The organism is Paenibacillus sp. RC334 (assembly GCF_030034735.1).
Taxonomy (GTDB): domain Bacteria; phylum Bacillota; class Bacilli; order Paenibacillales; family Paenibacillaceae; genus Paenibacillus; species Paenibacillus terrae_A.
Genome location: NZ_CP125370.1, coordinates 2871443 through 2890013 on the forward strand (window position 1 = coordinate 2871443; position 18571 = coordinate 2890013).

18 protein-coding genes and 1 pseudogene are annotated in these 18571 nt (G+C 46.7%); 10 read left to right on the forward strand and 9 right to left on the reverse strand.

Annotation, left to right across the window (positions count from 1 at the left end; genetic code table 11):
* The first annotated feature begins 10 nt into the window (after positions 1-10).
* Both QMK20_RS13190 and QMK20_RS13195 read left to right on the forward strand, forming a co-directional pair.
* Positions 11-202 (forward strand): hypothetical protein, encoded by a 192-nt coding sequence (locus QMK20_RS13190; protein WP_283656076.1) that lies wholly within the window; start codon positions 11-13, stop codon positions 200-202.
* A 13-nt stretch (positions 203-215) separates the two neighbouring features.
* A complete protein-coding gene (locus tag QMK20_RS13195; RefSeq protein WP_283656077.1) occupies positions 216-440 on the forward strand; it encodes a hypothetical protein in 225 nt (74 codons plus the stop codon).
* A 253-nt stretch (positions 441-693) separates the two neighbouring features.
* On the opposite strand, the gene QMK20_RS13200 is transcribed toward QMK20_RS13195, so the two are convergent.
* Complete coding sequence (locus QMK20_RS13200; protein ID WP_283656078.1) at positions 694-1092, reverse strand: phosphotransferase; 399 nt, start codon at positions 1090-1092, stop codon at positions 694-696.
* A gap of 178 nt (positions 1093-1270) precedes the next feature.
* Complete coding sequence (locus QMK20_RS13205; protein WP_283656079.1) at positions 1271-3292, reverse strand: NAD(P)/FAD-dependent oxidoreductase; 2022 nt, start codon at positions 3290-3292, stop codon at positions 1271-1273.
* A gap of 438 nt (positions 3293-3730) precedes the next feature.
* Between QMK20_RS13205 and QMK20_RS13210 the strand changes: the two genes are divergently transcribed.
* Positions 3731-4060, forward strand: coding sequence for a DUF3817 domain-containing protein (locus tag QMK20_RS13210; RefSeq protein ID WP_283656080.1), 330 nt, complete (start codon positions 3731-3733; stop codon positions 4058-4060).
* A 190-nt stretch (positions 4061-4250) separates the two neighbouring features.
* Here QMK20_RS13210 and QMK20_RS13215 read toward each other — a convergent pair whose 3' ends face one another.
* Together QMK20_RS13215 and QMK20_RS13220 are read right to left on the reverse strand one after the other, a co-directional pair.
* On the reverse strand, positions 4251-4502 hold the full coding sequence (locus QMK20_RS13215) for a YolD-like family protein (protein ID WP_283656081.1): 252 nt from the start codon (positions 4500-4502) through the stop codon (positions 4251-4253).
* A gap of 182 nt (positions 4503-4684) precedes the next feature.
* The gene (locus QMK20_RS13220; RefSeq protein ID WP_283656082.1) at positions 4685-5254 is read right to left on the reverse strand and encodes a TetR/AcrR family transcriptional regulator; all 570 of its coding nucleotides are present in this window, start codon (positions 5252-5254) and stop codon (positions 4685-4687) included.
* A gap of 129 nt (positions 5255-5383) precedes the next feature.
* Here QMK20_RS13220 and QMK20_RS13225 point away from each other — a divergent pair, with 129 nt between their 5' ends.
* From QMK20_RS13225 to QMK20_RS13255, 7 genes and pseudogenes are all read left to right on the forward strand, one after another.
* Positions 5384-6847 (forward strand): DHA2 family efflux MFS transporter permease subunit, encoded by a 1464-nt coding sequence (locus QMK20_RS13225; RefSeq protein ID WP_283656270.1) that lies wholly within the window; start codon positions 5384-5386, stop codon positions 6845-6847.
* A 206-nt stretch (positions 6848-7053) separates the two neighbouring features.
* Positions 7054-8595, forward strand: coding sequence for a nickel ABC transporter substrate-binding protein (gene nikA / locus QMK20_RS13230; protein WP_283656083.1), 1542 nt, complete (start codon positions 7054-7056; stop codon positions 8593-8595).
* Position 8596: 1 nt separating this feature from the next.
* Positions 8597-9541, forward strand: coding sequence for a nickel ABC transporter permease (gene nikB, locus QMK20_RS13235; RefSeq protein ID WP_283656084.1), 945 nt, complete (start codon positions 8597-8599; stop codon positions 9539-9541).
* Positions 9538-10392: a nickel transporter permease gene (gene nikC / locus QMK20_RS13240; RefSeq protein WP_283656085.1), complete on the forward strand. Its 855-nt coding sequence runs from the start codon at positions 9538-9540 to the stop codon at positions 10390-10392. Before nikB ends, nikC begins: the two co-directional genes overlap by 4 nt.
* A gap of 7 nt (positions 10393-10399) precedes the next feature.
* Positions 10400-11233 carry an ABC transporter ATP-binding protein gene (locus tag QMK20_RS13245; protein WP_283656086.1) on the forward strand — a complete coding sequence of 278 codons (834 nt, stop codon included), beginning with the start codon at positions 10400-10402 and terminating at the stop codon, positions 11231-11233.
* Positions 11226-12069: pseudogene (locus QMK20_RS13250) on the forward strand (ABC transporter ATP-binding protein). Before QMK20_RS13245 ends, QMK20_RS13250 begins: the two are co-directional and overlap by 8 nt.
* On the forward strand, positions 12036-13346 hold the full coding sequence (locus QMK20_RS13255; protein WP_283656087.1) for an MATE family efflux transporter: 1311 nt from the start codon (positions 12036-12038) through the stop codon (positions 13344-13346). Before QMK20_RS13250 ends, QMK20_RS13255 begins: the two are co-directional and overlap by 34 nt.
* Positions 13347-13857: 511 nt before the next feature.
* Here QMK20_RS13255 and katA read toward each other — a convergent pair.
* The 5 genes from katA to QMK20_RS13280 all read right to left on the reverse strand — a co-directional run bounded on the left by katA (position 13858) and on the right by QMK20_RS13280 (position 18507).
* Positions 13858-15315, reverse strand: a complete 1458-nt coding sequence (katA, locus tag QMK20_RS13260) for a catalase KatA (protein WP_283656271.1) — start codon at positions 15313-15315, stop codon at positions 13858-13860.
* Positions 15316-15513: 198 nt separating this feature from the next.
* Entirely contained in the window at positions 15514-16116 is a 603-nt protein-coding gene (gene cysC / locus QMK20_RS13265; RefSeq protein WP_283656088.1) for an adenylyl-sulfate kinase, read from the reverse strand.
* Between the two features lie 62 nt (positions 16117-16178).
* Entirely contained in the window at positions 16179-17084 is a 906-nt protein-coding gene (locus tag QMK20_RS13270) for a TIGR02452 family protein (RefSeq protein ID WP_283656272.1), read from the reverse strand.
* A gap of 5 nt (positions 17085-17089) precedes the next feature.
* The gene (locus QMK20_RS13275; RefSeq protein ID WP_283656089.1) at positions 17090-17572 is read right to left on the reverse strand and encodes a riboflavin biosynthesis intermediates N-glycosidase; all 483 of its coding nucleotides are present in this window, start codon (positions 17570-17572) and stop codon (positions 17090-17092) included.
* A gap of 29 nt (positions 17573-17601) precedes the next feature.
* Positions 17602-18507 carry an NUDIX hydrolase gene (locus tag QMK20_RS13280; RefSeq protein ID WP_283656090.1) on the reverse strand — a complete coding sequence of 302 codons (906 nt, stop codon included), beginning with the start codon at positions 18505-18507 and terminating at the stop codon, positions 17602-17604.
* Between the last annotated feature and the right edge of the window lie 64 nt (positions 18508-18571).

Sequence of the window (18571 nt, forward strand, 5' to 3'; positions counted from 1 at the left end):
GAACAGGAGATTGAATAGAGTATGGACGAAAGCATCGGCTATTCTATTGGTAGTGGTATCCCTGTTATTCAACGGAACGTACGCGCTCGCAGCTTCAGCATCAACTTATGTAGTTACGTTCCAGCAAGCAACCTTGGTATCGAATGACCATGTAGGCAACGATTGGGCCATTGCAGCCGAGGTAGGGGGGCAAATCAGTTGATGAAGGCAGCAGCGTGAAGGTTAAGGTCAGCCCGAGCGGCAGCATTAAGCTGTACGCTTATGCCGATGAGCCGGATAAAATCCCTGACGAAGGCGAAGCCAGCAAAAATGTAAAAGTCTCCACCATTTCCGCCAAAGGTTCTACTGTCAGACTAAGAGTCATCGTAACCGAAAACCGCGGACGCTATTCGGGTAATCAGGCGGTTTGGGAATTCACGTACAAGATCAAAAAGCAATAATAGAATTAAAAACAGACCGTCACTCTAAGAGCGGCGGTCTTAGCTTTTACAAAGAACCTGTAATCTTTATTAGTCAACGCATAACTTTATTCAGTCAGGCCGTAATGTTCTTCAATCTGTCTTATGGATAAGGGATTTTATATCAATAGCTTCTTTAAGTCATTGGGGGTAGCTGGAAAAGTACCATTTGGGTATGTACGTTTGAAATTCATCATAGGCATCCAACACCACCTCAGCGCGATGCACCATATCGTCAACCTCTTCCTGACCAAATGGAATGGCCCAGTGAATGGATTTCACCTGCCTGGACACCGAATTGATACTGATCGTTAGCATTTAAGGCGGGAATAATCTTCTCTGCATCTTCTCCCTCAATCCAGGTAAATAAGGAATATACAGACTCGCCATGATTGCAAATCCCGAAATCAAGCGGTCGGGACATTAAAATGCCCTTTAGATAGTCCAGTTTTTTAACAGATTCATACTCCCATTTTTTCTTTTCATATTGGGATACATCCGACACTCGAAGTAGTAGCTCCCTGTTATCTTTTGTTTTGATATCGTATTTTTTATCTTTGGACCAGCCTTTAAGGACTTCTTCTACTGTATTCCATGTATAGGCATCCGGTATTTCGCTAAACATGTTAATCATTTCGTTACACCACCTGTGGGACAATAGGCTCTTGAAGCAATAGGGTTATAGTATGTATGATTTTGCCCTTATAGTTTACTAATCTTTCCCTGATAATGCCACTAAAAAAAGAAAATCCCCCTCTGCTACGCTGATAGGCTTATTTCAAGCCCAAGTCAGTAGCAAAGGAGGTCAATACTTAGTAAGAATAAGAAAACTCATTTTTGAATTCATCCACCCGTTGGATGATATGCAGAATATTCCGGCCTTCGCGGGTACCATCAATAATACGACGAGCTTGTTTACTGTCCCCGATATTCACGACTTCCACTTGATGTTCCTTACCGTATTCGAGCAAGCTGTCCATAAGCGGACTGAATGAGCGCATTCCCAAGCATACGAAACCGAGATCAAAAGGAATCTCAAACTCCTGTTCTCCGTGTTTTACTTTGAAACGGTCGCTGCATACTTCTGTCAAAGCAGTTTCCGTATGAACGTTCACTTCCCGCTCCTCAACCATTTTCATCATGGAAATACGAGTAATCATATCCAGGTCTTTGCCCAGTAACGGCATCATTTCAATAATGGAAACTTCTTGAGCACCACGTTCTGCGTAATATTCGACAACGTCCAATCCCACGGCTCCGCCACCTACTACAGCAATACGTTTGCCTTCAAACTCTTGGAAGTTCTCCATATTGTGCAAAAGATCAAAGATAGAGAATACTTTGGCACCCGGTTTACCCAATTGATCATGCAATCCCGCAATCGGCGGAAGCAGTGGTTTGGCACCTGTTGCATTTACAATAATATCGGGATTTAAAGCCGTAATCATCGGCAGATCCGCTTGGGTTCCTGTGATAATATCCAGATTGGTCAGTTGTTTGGTGCGTTGAATCAGATAATCTGGGAAATCATTAATACGCGTTTTGTCCGGCAATCGTGCAATATCACGAGCCAAGCCACCCAATTCTGGTTTTTCTTCAAAAAGGGTTACTTTGCAGCCTACTTCTGCCGCTGTACATGCCGCTTCTAGCCCTGCGGTACCCCCACCAATCACAACAACTTGAACGTTATTCTTAACGTGTTGTTTCCGGTATTCAGCTTCTCTGAACAGGTCAGGATTTACCGTACAGCAAATCGGTTTGCTCTTGGAAATACGGTGATCGGCACAGCCGATGTTGCAAGAAATACATTTTCTAAGCAATTCTTCATGGCCATTCTGCACTTTAAGTACCCAGTTCGGTTCTGCGATCAGTCCTCTTCCCATAGCCAGAAGATCAGCGTCGCCTCTCTCCAAAATATCCTGCGCAGCTTGCGGACTCCGAATATTACCTGAGGTCATGGTGACCTTACCGAATTTGTCTTTTACCGCTTTGGCCATATAAGAGCGCCAGCCATCCGGCAGGTTCATTCCATCAATCTGGAACTGGATGGAATCATTCAGAGCAGCAGACACGTTCAGAATATCTACCTCATCATTCAAATACTCCAGCAATACCAAGGTATCTTCCAGTGTGTTGCCGCCTTCTGTGAACTCTTCCGCACTAAAGCGTAAGCAGATCGGGAAGAATGGGCCAACCACCGAACGAATTTCATCAATCACCAATCTGGCAAAGCGTGTGCGGTTTTCTGCGCTGCCACCAAATTCATCCGTACGTTTATTATACATAGGGGACAGGAACTGACTCAGCAAGTAGGAATGACCCGCATGTATTTCCACGCAGTCAAAGCCGGCCCGTTGCGCTCTTCCCGCTGCCTCTCCGTATTTGCGTACAATGGCGTAAATTTCTTCTTTTTGCAAAGGTCTTGGAATCGCTCCACCCTTTTTAGAAGGAATATTCGAAGAAGATACAGGCTGAACTCCATTCAATCTCCCAGCATAAGCGGAAGCACCTGCGTGGTTAATTTGGACAGAGACGCAAGCTCCATAAGAGTGCAGGGCTTCTGTTAATCTAAACAATCCGGGAATAAATTGATCATTATCCATACGCAACTGGGTCGTTCCGTTCGTACCCATTGGGAAATCCAGACAAACATTTTCTACGGTTATCAGGCCGGTACCACCTTTGGCCCGTTGCACGTAATAGTCAATATGATCCTGAACGAAGCTTCCATCCATAGCCGCAAAGTTAGTGCCCATCGGCGGCATAACAATCCGGTTTTTTAACGTCATACGACGTATTGTCAGAGGTTCAAAAATAGCAGGATAGTGGTTCATTGTTCTTCCTCCTTGCGAGTTTGCAGATTTCATGTTCAAGTTTTCATCAAAGCATTCTCATATGTGATTTTTTTCACTTTTAGGAACGTGGAGGTACTTTTGAGTACGACCGTTCCTTATGACTTGATTTTATATCATCTGATCTATAAATTCTAATGCTATTTTATGTTCTGAATCATAGTTTCATTCTATGGATCGAGTCATGTTTTTATTCCAGTGCCTGCCTCCCGGCCTGTTCTTTTGAAGCCGAAGTGTACACGCTCAATCCGTCCTTCGCTCACATCCCTGTCGAACAGCTTGCACATTTGATCAAGTCCTTTTCCTTAAAAACGAAGAAAAAGCTGTAATATTCAATAAATCGTAACTTTCTACCGTTTAACAAAATCATTTTATAGGCTATATTAAATTTTAAGTAATAGTAACAAGGGAGGTTTATTCATGTTCAAAAATGCTTTTAAGACATTTGGCGTCATTGGTAATATTGAAGCGATTTCATATCTGTTGCTCGTATGTATCGCTATGCCGCTTAAATACGCAGCCGGGATGCCGCAAATGGTAAGATGGGTCGGTATGATCCATGGTATACTGTTCGTGATTTATGTAGTTGCGATTGTGGTCATGCTGATTTTGCGAAAGCTTTCGGTACTGCAAGGGCTTGTGGCCCTGATTGCCTCATTGCTGCCATTCGGGCCTTTCATTTTTGACCGTAAGGTACTGAAGAAAGCCGAAGCGCGCGATAATGGTGCTACTCCGGTAAAAGCTACATAGGGAAGTCAAAGAAAAGACTCTGTTGACATAAGGATTCTATAGCACAAAAAACACGGCTTTTTCGAGGTTACATAACCCCGGAACGGCCGTGTTTTTGCTCACGTTAACAAACAAAGAAGCAGCGCCAATAATATATCGCTTCAGACAATTTCATTGCTTCCTATTATGTAAAATGGTATATAAACCCTGCTTAATCTCTTGGGTAATTCACACTCATGATATCCATAAAAGGAACTTTGTCCGTTTCACCATTACTCTCTACATGCACCCTGCCCGTTCTCGGGTCCATTTTAACGATCTGCCCGCGGGTTGTCTCCTGGCGCCCCCATACGGTCAACACAACTTCGGATTGCTCTTGCTGCGCTTCTGCAAGCTGGTTCCCAATTTCCTCCAGCACAAGTTCATCCCGGGTAGGCCGTTTGGCCACCTTCGCCTTTGCCACTTGCTTTCACCCTTCCTTTACTGCAAAATCAAATTCATTCCATTTTACCATACTTTTCATCATTTGGTGCTGGTAATCTGAGTTAATTCGTGGCACTTGCGTATAAAAAAAGAGCCGATTTCTCACGAACAATAAAATCGGCTCTCAAAGCTGGTCAGCCAGGAAGCAATTCCATATCCTTTTTATTTGATCAGCTGTGGAATGTAATCCGCTACATTATAAATAGGTGCGCTGCTCTGCTGAGTAAGAGCTAGAATTAAGGCACCTTCCAGCATTGAAATAATAAGTACCGCCAGACTATGTGCCTTTTCCTCTGTCCATCCCGCTGTCTGAAGACGTTCCATATAGATATGTTGCCAATCTGTAAACGTATTCACGCAGGCACGCCGCAAAGATTCGCTGATGCAGGAAGTTTCCGCAGCAGCCCAAAATCCCATAGGCATAAAGCCATTAAAGTTCGTTTGGTCCGCTTCCTCAGCTGCATTGCGGATGAAATCCTGTATGGCGAGCACAGGGTCCTCTTTCCCTGATAGCGTTTCTTTCAACTTTTTCTTAATAAACTCATTCCCTCTTCTGATGCACTCCAAAGCCAATTCCTCTTTGCCACGCGGAAAATAATAATAAAGCGAGCCCTTCGGTGAGCCACTCTCCGCAAGAATCTGATTTAGTCCGGTAGCATGGTAGCCCTGATGAAAAAAGAGCTTAGAAGCGGTTTGTACAATATTTTCATATGATTCGGGTTTAGCAGCCATATACAGCATCCTTATAATATTTAAATTTTTTTTGACAAAAAAATAACTTCACGTTTATTATATATAGACCGATCACTATAATTCAATACCCATCAATTTTATTGGAGGAACAAAAACAACATGAGTACAATGAGTCAAACAAGCCCTCCGTCTGATCCCAAGACGTTCAAGGTGCTGCCTATTATGATTGCCCTGCTGCTTAGCGGCTTTATCGGAATGTTCAGTGAAACGGCGTTGAACATTGCGCTGAATGATTTGATGCAGATTTTGCACATTACAACAGCAACAGCCCAATGGCTGACCACGGCCTTTCTGCTGACACTCGGTATTTTGGTACCTGTATCGGGTTTGCTGCTTCAAACCTTTACGACAAGACAGCTTTTCGTCACATCACTGCTGTTCTCTATTGCAGGCTGTCTCGTTGCTGCGTTAGCACCAACCTTTTCAATGCTATTGATCGCACGCATTCTTCAAGCCGTCGGTACGGCGCTGTTATTACCGTTGATGTTTAACACCATCTTGATCATCTTCCCGGCTGAAAAGAGAGGCGCAGCTATGGGGATCATCGGATTGGTTATTATGTTTGCTCCTGCGGTGGGACCTACGATTGCGGGTCTGGTGCTGCAAAATCTGTCCTGGCACTGGATTTTCTGGATTTCCCTTCCGTTTCTGATTCTTTCGCTGATTTGCGGTATCCTGTTTATGCAAAATGTTTCGGAGATTACAAAGCCGAAAATTGACATTCCATCTATCCTGTTATCTTCCATTGGCTTCGGTGGTGTTGTGTTCGGTTTCAGTAAATCCGGAGAAGGCGGCGAAGGCTGGGCTAGCCCGGTTGTTTTGCTCCCTCTGATCATCGGATTGGTATCTTTGATTCTGTTCTCTGTACGCCAGTTAAAAATGAAGCAGCCTATGTTGAATTTGCGCGTCTTTAAATATCCGATGTTTGTTATCGGAGTTGTGATGGTCTTCCTGTGTATGATGACGATCCTTTCTACAATGCTGATTCTCCCACTCTTTTTGCAAAAAGGGCTGGCCCTGTCCGCGCTGTCCGCAGGATTGGTGCTTCTGCCCGGCGGAATTATCAATGGTCTGTTGTCACCCATCATGGGTTCCCTGTTCGATAAATTCGGTCCAAAATGGCTCGTTATTCCGGGACTTGTGATCGTTGCCGCTGTCTTGTTTTTCCTATCCGGCATTACGACGACATCAGCTATCGTACTCATTATTGTGCTGCATAGCTGCCTGATGATCGGCATTTCCATGATCATGATGCCTGCTCAGACGAACGGTCTGAATCAGTTGCCGATGGATCTGTACCCGGATGGTACAGCCATTATGAGTACGCTCCAGCAAGTTGCCGGTGCAATCGGTACAGCCGTGGCGGTCAGCATTCTCTCCAAGGGCATGGAAAGCTATTTGAGTCAATCCAGCATGCCGAAATCTGTAGAAGAATTGGCGAATGCTATGGCGTTTGGATCACAGAATTCTTTCTTCTTTGCCATGATCGTCAGTGTAATTGGATTAATTCTTGCGTTCTTCATTCGCAGAGTTCATGTAGAAAAAGGGGCTGCTCAAGCTCCCATGCATTAATAGATAATTTTATAGCTATCTATGTTCAAAAATATCCTAAAAGTGAAAAGGCTGCTGACCTATCTCCATGGTCAAGCAGCTTTTTCTTTATAATCCTATATACATATTTATATAATTACATATTTACAAACCTTCCTCATTTGGTTACGATATGCTTCATGAGCTAAAGTGTAAAAATTACGATTACGATCAAGGAGGAATATCTGTTGTTTAAGAATCAGTATTTTAAACTCTTCATACTGTCAGTACTGGCAGGGATGATGGCAGCGTGCTCTTCAGCACCATCAGCTTCACTCTCTTCATCTGTTGCAAATGCACCAGTAGATAAAAGTGTTACCCTATTGTTCAATGTGCAAAGCCCTTCTGTAGATCCTCATACGGATGTGAATTACACAGCCGTTCGTGCGGGAGTGAGTGAAACGCTTGTCAAGGTGAGCAAGGATCTCAAGCTGGAGGCTTGGCTTGCAGAGAAATGGGACAGTAAGGACGGACAACACTGGACCTTCAACATCCGTTCAGGCGTGACCTTCCATAGCGGTAAAGCTGTCGATGCCGCTGCTGTCAAAGACTCTCTGGAAAGAGCACAAAAACTCAATCCATCGGTTAAAAATGCGCTGCATATCCGTGATATTCAAGCAGATGGTCAGATTTTAAACATCACGACAAACAAGCCTTTTCCGGAATTTGTATCTGAGCTGGTTCATCCGAATACGGCGGTGATAGATACCACTTCTACAGGTGATCTTCCATCAGGGACAGGCCCGTTCAAGGCCGCCAGCTTCCGCGCCGGAAGTGAACTGAATCTGGATCGTAATGAGCAATACTGGAATGGCGAAGTGAAGCTGAAGCATGCCAAATTCATGTTTAACGAAGACGCCAATGCACGTCAGCTTGCCTTTCAAGCCAAGGATGCCGATATTGTGTACCGCCCGCCGATTGAAAGTCTTGATTTGCTGAAAGCCGATCCCACCGTTAAGGTTGACTCTCTTCCCAGCCTGCGGACGCATCAGCTCATTTACAATATGAATAACAACGATCTGAAAAAAACGGCGGTGCGTAAAGCATTCGATAGCCTGATTAATCGGGATGAGATTGCCAGCGGTATTATGTCCAGTCAAGGAACCCCTGCTCAAGGTCCATTCTTGTCTGACTTTCCTTTTTCACCAAAGTATACTAAGAAAAAGTTTGATTTGACTGCTGCGCGAGAAGGCTTCAAGCAGGCTGGATACAAAGTGCAGGATGGTAAAGTTACAACGCCCGAGGGCAAGTCGCTTCATCTTACATTACTGACTTACCAGTCGAGAGCAGAACTCCCACTCATTTCACAGCTGATTCAGGCTAACGCCAAGGAGCTGGGCATAACGATTGATATCCGCCAGGTTGATAATATCGACGAATACCTTGCGGCTAATCAGGATTGGGATTTGGCGACTTATAGCAGTATTACAGCCCCGCGTGGCGATGCAAGTTACTTCCTGAATGCGACTTACATGCCTGAGGGCGCGTTGAATTATGGACGTGTGCATTTACCGGAAATGGAAGCTCTGATCACGAAGCTGAACATGACGGTGAACGAGGAACAACGTAACAAGCTAGCGCTGGAAGCCGTTGTACTAATTGATCAAGAAAACCTGCAATCCTTCCTTGTTCATCCGAATAACGTAGTGGCCTATCGAAATTACGTACATAACTGGGTGACAAGTCAAAGTGAATACTATCTGCTGACTCAGGATCTGGATGTGAACTAAGATGCTCAAATCCATTGGCAAAAAGCTTTTCGAACTTGTATTGTTCTTTCTTATTCTCTCCTTTGTCAGCTTCTGTCTGCTCAAGCTTGTTCCGGGCGATCCCGTCCGGAGTATTCTCCGGGTAGATGATGTCGCGGTGTCCAATCAGCAAATTGCGGATATGCGCAGTCAACTGGGACTGGATCAACCGTTACCTGTGCAATATGGCAAGTGGCTGATTCAATTACTTCAGTTTGATTTTGGACAGTCTTATTTAACCCATCGTCCGGTATTCACAGAGTTCATGGAAAAGCTGCCTTATACACTCCTCCTTACCGGAGCCTCCCTGTTCATCATGCTGCTGATTGCTCTTCCATTGGGAACCCTGTCGGCGTTGTATCGAAATCGCTGGTTTGACAGCGTCAGTCGCGTATTTGCCTTAATCGGCTCCTCGATCCCCAGCTTCTGGATGGGTCTCTTGTTTATGGAGTGGTTTGCGGTTAAACTGCGAATTTTACCGTCCATGGGAGAGGGAACCGTTTTTCATCTGGTGCTCCCTTCCCTTACCTTGGGGTTGGCAATGTCTGCTGTCTATGTACGGATGATTCGTGCTAGTCTGATCGAAAGCTCGGGACAGGACTTTATTAAGGCGGCACAAGCACGTGGAATCGGTCCGGTGCGCATCTTTTTCAGGCATATGTTCCGTCACAGTCTTGTGCCACTCATTACGGTGTTCAGTGAGAGCATAGGCAGCCTAATGGGAGGTACTGTGGTGATTGAGGTGCTGTTTGCCTATCCGGGGCTGGGCAAATGGATTGTCGATGCCATTGCTGCGAGGGATTACCCGATTATTCAGGGCTATACGCTATTTATGGCTGTGTTTATCGTATGCATCAATATTTTGGTAGAACTGTCCTACCGTTGGGTTAATCCTGAAATTGCTTTGAAGGAGAAACGATTATCATGATAAAATCCATACATGCCGAAAACAGGCAGCTCATCAAGATGCGACTGTCCAAACCGTGGAGCGTAACGCTCTCCATCCTGTTCATTCTTGCAGCAATTGTAGTGCTTCCCCTTCTTGCCCCGCAAGATCCGTACCGTGTCCAGATGGGGAATCGACTCCAACCGATCAGTGCTATGCATTGGCTGGGAACTGACCATTTAGGCAGAGATATGCTGTCAAGGGTGATGTCAGGACTTCGGACGACTGTCGGAACCAGTTTATTAATATTGACCGTTTCACTGGTTGTTGGGGTTCCACTCGGACTACTGTCCGGGTTTGTTGGAGGCTGGATTGATCGCGTGTTCAAGCGGGTGGTTGATGCTTTTATGACATTACCTGATTATATCTTTGCCATTGTACTGAGTGGCCTGCTCGGGCCGGGCTTAATGAATCTTATTTTCGCTGTGACCGCAGTAAAATGGGTTAGTTATGCACGGCTCGTTCGCAGTATCGTTCTGGCTGAGAAGCAAAAGGATTACATTTCATTATCTATACTGGCGGGTACATCCTCCCTGCGAATTGTCATGCGACATATTCTGCCCCACACGATCGGGAATGTACTGGTACTGGCTACGCTGGATATTGGCAAAATCATTTTGATGATTGCCTCTCTGTCCTTTTTGGGCTTGGGTCCACAGCCACCGATTCCCGAATGGGGCGCAATGCTGAATGAAGGGCGAGCATATTTTCAAATAGCTCCCCACCTGATGCTAGTTCCCGGGGTTGCTGTCTCACTTACGGTACTCCTGGCGAATGTCCTGGGAGACAAGCTTCGTGACCAATATGATGTCAAAACCCGGACGGAGGTGTGAACCGGTTATGCTGTCTATTAAAGACCTAACGATTCAGACCAAAGCAAAAACGATCGTAAACCGGCTTGAGCTTGCCGTTCGTCCGGGGGAATGGTTTGCTCTCGCCGGAGAAAGTGGTAGCGGAAAAAGCATGACCGCGTCTGCCATCGGCGGTCTTCTTCCCTCTTCCGTTACAGCCAAAGGGATCATTGCGTGGAAGGAGAATAATTTACTTGCCCTATCAGCCAAACAAATGCGTTCCTTGCTAGGCAATGAAATCTCTTATATTTTTCAAGACTATCACGGGGCATTCACCCCCTTCCTTCGTATTGGAAGCCAGTTGGACGAGCTGATACGTGCCCATGGCAGACAGGATCGTAAAGCGCGCAAACAACGCTGTATGGAGGTGCTGGAGCGGGTACAGCTTCCTGCGGAGCGTGTGTATCGCAGTTATCCGTTCCAGCTCAGCGGCGGACAGTTGCAACGAGCCGCTATTGCTGCTGCACTGCTGCTGGAACCAAAGCTGCTTATTGCCGACGAGCCAACAACCGCGCTCGATACACTGACAGCCCACCGGGTTCTCCAACTCATCAACCGGATACGGATGGAAACAGGGATTTCCGTATTGTGGATCACTCACGACCTACGGCATGTCCGCAAGTATGCGGACCGAATCGCGGTGATGCGTACAGGTTCACTTGTGGAGACTGGAGAGACGCAAGCCGTGCTGGATCATCCTTCGCATCCGTATACACGTCGGTTGCTGGCGGCCATTCCGCCATTGTCTCCAGGCGCTCCCGCACGTTTGCCCTACAGCACCGAAGAACAGACCACACCAGATAGGAGCGGATCACTTGGATAATGAAGCATTACCTCCTCAGCGGCTTGGCATTTCCAAGCCTGTTGTCACTGTTTCTGGTTTGACGAAGGCTTACGCAGGGGGCAAAACTGTGCTGCAAGATATCTCTCTGTCGATTTCCACCGGAGAATGTCTGGGTGTCGTCGGGGAAAGCGGCAGCGGAAAAAGTACGCTCGCTCGCTGTATTTTGACGCTGGACCCGTTGGATCAAGGCGAGCTGGTGCTAGATGGGCGTGCAGTCCGGGGATTAAAGCGAAGTGAATTAAAGCGTATTCGTAGCAGACTTGGCGCCGTGTTTCAGCATCCCGCTGCGGCTTTGAACTCCAGACTGACCATCCTGCAATCGTTGATGGAACCGCTGGATCAGCTCAAAGGCTATGTTCCCTCCTATATGACGGGTATGCCTTCGGGACGTAGGGACATTGCCGAGCACTTGCTCGGTATGGTGAAGCTTCCCTCCAGCTATCTGGATAAGTATCCCCATCAGCTCAGCGGCGGGGAAAAGCAACGCGTAACCATTGCGCGTGCCATCAGCACCGAGCCGGATTTTATCGTGCTGGATGAGCCGACGGGCCAGTCTGGATGTGACCACACAGGCCACCGTTTTAAATCTGCTAAAGGATTTGCAGGATAAACTGGGATTGGCATATCTATTTATTTCCCATGACCTGGCAGCCGTTCACTTTATGAGTGATCGGATCATGGTTATGAAAGATGGCAGTGTCCTTGAGCATTTTTCCAAGGAAGCTTTATTTCACTCAGATCGCCATTCCTATACACAATCGCTACTGGAGGTTTTTTCAACATGTTGCCTTCCCACCGAGCCTATCTTGCTTTAGCCATTCCTTTAATTATCTCGACGATTACAACCCCGCTACTCGGTGCGGTGGATACAGCGGTAATCGGTCATTTGAGCCACTCTGCCTATTTGGGCGGTGTGGCAGTAGGCACTCTTATTTTTAATACTTTATATTGGCTGTTCGGCTTTCTGCGAGTCAGCACATCGGCTTTTACGGCACAGGCGGCCGGGGCTAAAAATAACGACCAGGGTATAGCCGCCCTCATGCGTCCGATGGGGATTGCTTTGGTGATCGGTGCGTTGTTCATTCTGCTGCAAAAGCCGATCCTGCTAGCCTCCCTCCAGCTTATCCATCCTGCTGAGGATGTGGCGGCGCAGGCATCGATTTATTTTAACATTCGTATTTGGGGAGCTCCCCTCACGCTGGTGAACTATGTACTGCTCGGCTGGCTAATGGGATTGTCTCGCGTAAAGGCTACATTGTTTTTGCAAATTTCCATGAATGTTATCAATATGGTGCTGGCTATTGTATTCACACAAATCATGCAATGGGATGTAGCTGGTGTGGCTGGCGCTACTCTGATTGCTGAGGTCCTCGCATGTGTGCTTGGTTTTGTGCTAGTGCTTCGTTCGTCGGTCTGGAGGGAATGGAAGCGCAGTGGACCGAGGGATTGGCGGGGATGGTTTGGAGCTGCGGAGCTGAAAAGCGTCATGGCAACGAACCTTGACCTTATGATTCGGACAGCCTGTCTGCTGACGATGTTTAATCTGTTTACATCGAACAGCGCGAGTTTTGGAACCGATCAACTGGCAGCAAACGCTATTTTGCTGCAAATCCACTACCTTATGGCTTACTTTTTTGACGGTTTTGCCAACGCCAGCAGTATCATGACGGGTCAAGCCCGAGGTGCAAGGGATCCAAAAATGCTGCAAAGAGTTATTCATTTATCCTGGTTCTGGACGATTGTAACCAGCGTGCTGACGGGTGGGCTGTATTTTGCACTGAAGGAGCCGCTTATCCGTCTGTTTACCGATAACGCTACCGTGATCAGCCTTACGGATCCATATAACGCTTGGCTAGTCGCCTTTCCACTGGCCGCTGGACTGGGTCTGGTCTTCTACGGTGTATTTACAGGCATGACGGTGACGTACCCAATCCGTAATTCAATGCTCATTTCACTGGTCTTCTTTTTGATTGCGCTGTTCTGGTGCGTTCCCCACTATAGGAATCATGGGCTTTGGCTCTCGTTCATCGTATTTGCTTTAGGGCGGTCGCTGTTTCTTGTGATCTATTTGCCTCGGTTGCAGAAGATATAGCAATTTATAGTGCTGGAGGATGTGTACATTCGTGGATCTATGACCGCTACGAGAACGGATCATTCTTACGATCGCTGGCGCTTCTACAGAACGATTCCGTCCTCTCCGCTGGCTTTATGCTGCTTGCATCAATTATATTTTCAAACACAAAACACACCTAAATAAGTCACAAAACCTCGTGATTATTGAAGGCTTGCGACTTTTCTGATTTTTGATTCTTGTCCTTCGGCTTATAAACTGGCCACACTAAAAGCAGCGGAGAGGATGGAACGATTGCGGAAAAGCGGCAGCGGTCGCCTTTGTCTCCAGATTTACACCGCTGAGTGTAATTCAATAAATCTGGAGACAACAGCGTTTGGAGCAACGTTCCGTTCGCGGAGCGTCCACCACAAACACCCGCTTTACATCGTACTCAAAAGCAAAGGATGTCCCATCAACCATCTATATGATGGCGTTGGGACATCCTTTTTAATTAATTAAGGTTATTTGTGTGTGGGAGTTGCGGACACCTCTACTCGCCTTGAGGAACGGTCAAGCCCAAACCTTCGGCTACACGGCGTCCGTACTCAGGATCAGCCTTGTAGAAATGTCCAATCTGACGCAGCTTGATTTCATCACTTTCCACCGGCTTCATCGCACCCACGATGTTTTGTACCAGACGCGCCCGTTCTTCTTCGCTGAGTAAGCGGTACAGATCGCCCGGTTGAGTATAGTGATCATGATGATCATAACCCACACTTTGTGCTTCTCCACTCACTTCAAAAGGAGCGATATTGTGCGCTGGTGACTCTTTGGGTCCACCAAGGCTATTGGGCTCATAATAGACCGATCCACCACCATTGTCGTCACTACGCAATGCACCATCACGTTGATAGTTGTGTACTTCCGCATGTGGTCGATTGATCGGTAATGAATTGTGATTTGCACCTACGCGGTAGCGATGTGCGTCTCCGTAGGCAAACAGGCGTCCTTGCAGCATTTTATCCGGAGATGCTTCAATACCTGGAACGAACGAACCCGGAGAGAACGTTGCTTGCTCTACTTCTGCAAAATAGTTCTCAGGATTGCGATTTAATACCATGCGTCCCAGCTCGATCAGCGGGTAATCCTTTTGCGACCATACTTTCGTCACATCAAATGGATCAAAGCGGTATGTGTCCGCATCCTCCACAGGCATAATTTGCACATGAAGCCTCCATGCAGGGAAATCACCCTTGTCAATGGCATTAAACAGATCTTCGGTATGATAATCCGGGTGTTCACCGGCAATTTTGGCAGCCAGTTCTACATCGAGATTTTGAACGCCTTGCTCTGTTTTAAAATGATATTTCACCCATACCGCCTGCCCTTCGGCATTGACCCACTTGAACGTGTGGCTACCGAATCCATGCATATGTCTGAGTGTAGCGGGAATGCCGCGATCGGACATCAGAATACTTACTTGATGCAGCGATTCAGGAGATAAGGACCAGAAATCCCAAACAGCATTAGGGTTTTTCAGATGCGTTTGCGGGTGACGTTTTTGCGTATGAATAAAGTCCGGAAATTTGATAGCATCCCGGATGAAAAATACGGGTGTGTTGTTACCTACGAGATCGTAGTTGCCTTCCTCGGTATAAAACTTCACCGCAAAACCACGCGGGTCGCGTACCGTATCAGACGAGCCTTGCTCACCGGCAACCGTAGAAAAACGGATAAACATCGGTGTGCGCTTGCCTACCTCAGATAAAAAGCTTGCTTTTGTATAGGCAGATAAATCCTTAGTGACTTCAAAATAGCCGTGCGCTCCTGCGCCCTTGGCATGAACCACACGCTCTGGCACACGTTCCCGGTTAAAATGCGCAAGCTTTTCCAGTAGATGCACATCCTGAATCAATATAGGTCCGCGTGATCCAGCCGTTATAGAATTTTGATTATCACCGACAGGAGCGCCCCAGCTGGTAGTCAGGTTGGTTGGTTGTTTATTCATCATTGAAATCACCTCTTGAATGAATTGGTTGGTTATGTGCTGTAAACAAAAAACCTCCCGCCTCTAGCGCCGAACATCTGAAAAAACTAGGGGGAAATTTCAGACGGCTTCAAGATCGAGAGGTCTATTCTATTTAAACATGAATTCCATTTTAGATAATGAAGATTTCAGGAAGATTTGAAAAAGGTTTGGCGAAGATTAGAGCAACAATGATTCCCTATCGAGAAAATCCAGTATATCCTGAACCGACTGGCCAATCTCCCGGCCTTCAGTGGATACGATGAGCTCAGGCTCCAAAGGTGCCTCGTAAGGCGCATCAATACCAGTAAAATGGCGTATTTCTCCGGCTCTTGCCTTCTTGTACATGCCTTTGGGATCACGTCGCTCGCATTCCTCCAAACTGCACTGGATATAGATTTCATAACAGCCTTCCTGCTGCAAGATATCCTTTACCATTTCACGATCCTCACGATAAGGAGAGATCGTAGCACAAATCGTCAGCACTCCCGCATGTGACATCAGCTTCGCTACTTCAGCAATACGACGAATGTTTTCTTTGCGGTCAGCGGGCAGGAAACCCAGATTGCGATTTAGACCATGCCGAACATTATCCCCATCCAAAATAAACGTGTGTATGCCTCGTGCAAATAGTGCTTTTTCCAGTGTGGAGGATACCGTTGATTTTCCCGAGCCAGACAGCCCCGTAAACCAAAGTACCGGGCTTTTATGCCCATTCAGAAGCTGGCGCGCTTGCTTGTCAACGTCTGACGCATGCCAGGTGACGTTCTCATTTGGATTCATTCAGCACTCTCCTTTTTCATAACTTATCACTGTATATGGTTTTTGAAACACGTCCCCCAGTTTTAGGAAAGGCCGTATTTAAAGGCGTTCAAGGTACGCTGTCCTGCTGTATGATCCAGCACCGCAAAAACAATCCGGTCAAACAACAATCCATATCCTTCATCTACAAGCACTTGCTTGAACCAGACGGCAACCTCTTCTGGCTTATTGCGGAATACCCCACAGCCATAGGCTCCCAGTACAAGATGCTCTACCCCGTTTTGCGCAGCCAAACTGAGTATGTAACGAATTCGCTCCAGCATCACTTCGCCAATCCGATTTACCTGCTCTGGCTCCCGTTCTCGCACGACTCCAGCATTAACAGCAGGTGCGGTCAGAAAAGCGACTAGGTACGGCTTCTCCAGCTGCATTCCCTGATCATCCCGAAATACCGGCACATCAGGCGAATAAATCATATAATCCGAATAAAAACAGCTTCGCAGCTTCCGATTGTGCTGGTACATTTCTTCCATTTGTAAAATACAAGGATACAATGCTGACGATCGAGCCAGGCTTTCCTCTTGTTCCTGACTGCCTCCGAGAAATCCGCCACCCGGATTTTTGGCTGATGCAAAATTCAGACACGCCACGTGCTCCAGCTTCTCCGAAACCTGGAGCCTATACGCCGCCTCCAATGTGCTTTCTCCCGTAACTTCCATCTTCTCATGAATCGTCTGTTGCGTCAGCCGAGAAGACTCTAATGCGCCTTTTAATAGAAAAATCTTTTCCTCCGCCTCCTGTTTTACAGCCACAAGCTGGGACGGTGCATATAGCTTCGAACCTGTGATGGCGTTGCTTACCTCTTGTGCAATATTCACTTGTGCCTGTTTGGTATTCGTATAATATCCATTCTCCAAAATAGATAACGTTTCCTGCGCCATATGTGATCGAATATCCCGGTTGCTCCGGGGGTTCATGGTATGTTTCATCATGGCTATTCCTCCTTTTGCAGTACATCCTCACGTAGTTTCGTCAATATTTCTCCAAGCCAATTGGTGCCTCGCCATGATTTGCGGTTCCGTATGCGGGCATCATTTTCAGCCAATCCTACACCCCAAATCGTGTCCGTCGGGCTGGCCTCGACCAGTGTAGTTCCTTTCGTTTTGAGCAGATGCTTAAGTAAATTCGGATTTTGTGTAAATTTGGCGTAGTTACCGTCATACACAAATTGTCGGCAATTCGCCTCCCACAAGGATTGATCAAATCCGCGCACACTACGGCCACGTGCTTTTTGCTCCCGAGGGGTAGGGGCTTGCATAATTTTACTGCCCGCCTCTTCATCTCCAAAAAGCTCAGCTTTTTTAAACATCATATATTGCTCCGCACAGTTGAATTCCAATCCATCCACGATAAACACAGAGGGGTACCATTGTGAAAATGGCGACTGACTGCGATAAAAAAATGTAAACTTTTCCACGTTAATTCCTCATTTCATATTACTTCATGCTACATAAAACGCGACCGGGGCTTGAAGCGGTATAACTTGGACGGACGATGTCCGGCCGCCTTTCTATATTCATTCGTCTCTTCCACAAGTTCAGCTATTTTGCGACGGAAGGCTGCCGCCAACAGTTCCTTACCCAGAATTATTTCATATACCTGTTGAAGCTCACTCAATGTAAACAGGGATGGCATCAGGTGAAAAGCAATATCTGTATATTCTATTTTGCTGCGCAAACGCTCGATGCCGTACACAATAATTTGGGCATGGTCAAAAGCAATCCCCTGTGATTCCAGCACTTCTCGCTTGACCTCAATGGTCTTTCCCTTGAGAATTTCAGTCACTTTTACTTTGGCTGACAGGTGAATGTCCCCATGCTTCAATGTAATGTCAATGTTTTGTTCCCATCTGTAACCGTCCGGCTGATTCGTCCGTGTCTCCTGAGCCACACTGTAGTCCAGCTCAAACCATTGGGCATCCGCAGCATCATCTCCGGCGTGTATCTCCAGTGAATCATGATCTACCAGTGCCATGTAAGCGCAGCTGATGACCCGCGTTCGTGGATCACGTGCCACATCTCCCCATGTATATAGCTGCTCCATATAAATCCGGTCTACATTCGTTTCAGTCTTAAGCTCACGTCGTGCAGCCTCTTCCAGGCTTTCATCCATCCCTACAAAGCCGCCTGGCAATGCCCATTGACCCAGAAACGGATGCTCTCCCCTCTGGATCAGAAGTAGCTGGAGTGTCTTCTCCGGCAGCTTGCGGTAATTGTGCTGGAGCTGATCCATCACGGTAAAAAGCAGCATATCCACCGTTACCGATGGACGCTCATACTGATTGGCATCATATACAGCCAAAAATTGTTCCTCCGTCAAACCGTCATGATTGTGCTTCGATGTATTTGTCACTTGCGTCACCTACCTGTTCATATATGGGTAATAGTTGCTTTCTAAATCAAGCAGCGAAAACAGC

Coding starts and splice junctions, on each gene's coding strand:
- katA (WP_283656271.1), bottom strand. CDS start 15,315: ATGAATAAACAACCAACCAACCTGACTACCAGCTGGGGCGCTCCTGTC.
- nikB (WP_283656084.1), top strand. CDS start 8,597: ATGCTCAAATCCATTGGCAAAAAGCTTTTCGAACTTGTATTGTTCTTT.
- QMK20_RS13220 (WP_283656082.1), bottom strand. CDS start 5,254: ATGGCTGCTAAACCCGAATCATATGAAAATATTGTACAAACCGCTTCT.
- QMK20_RS13205 (WP_283656079.1), bottom strand. CDS start 3,292: ATGAACCACTATCCTGCTATTTTTGAACCTCTGACAATACGTCGTATG.
- QMK20_RS13255 (WP_283656087.1), top strand. CDS start 12,036: ATGTTGCCTTCCCACCGAGCCTATCTTGCTTTAGCCATTCCTTTAATT.
- nikC (WP_283656085.1), top strand. CDS start 9,538: ATGATAAAATCCATACATGCCGAAAACAGGCAGCTCATCAAGATGCGA.
- QMK20_RS13225 (WP_283656270.1), top strand. CDS start 5,384: ATGAGTCAAACAAGCCCTCCGTCTGATCCCAAGACGTTCAAGGTGCTG.
- QMK20_RS13270 (WP_283656272.1), bottom strand. CDS start 17,084: ATGAAACATACCATGAACCCCCGGAGCAACCGGGATATTCGATCACAT.
- QMK20_RS13210 (WP_283656080.1), top strand. CDS start 3,731: ATGTTCAAAAATGCTTTTAAGACATTTGGCGTCATTGGTAATATTGAA.
- cysC (WP_283656088.1), bottom strand. CDS start 16,116: ATGAATCCAAATGAGAACGTCACCTGGCATGCGTCAGACGTTGACAAG.
- QMK20_RS13200 (WP_283656078.1), bottom strand. CDS start 1,092: ATGATTAACATGTTTAGCGAAATACCGGATGCCTATACATGGAATACA.
- QMK20_RS13245 (WP_283656086.1), top strand. CDS start 10,400: ATGCTGTCTATTAAAGACCTAACGATTCAGACCAAAGCAAAAACGATC.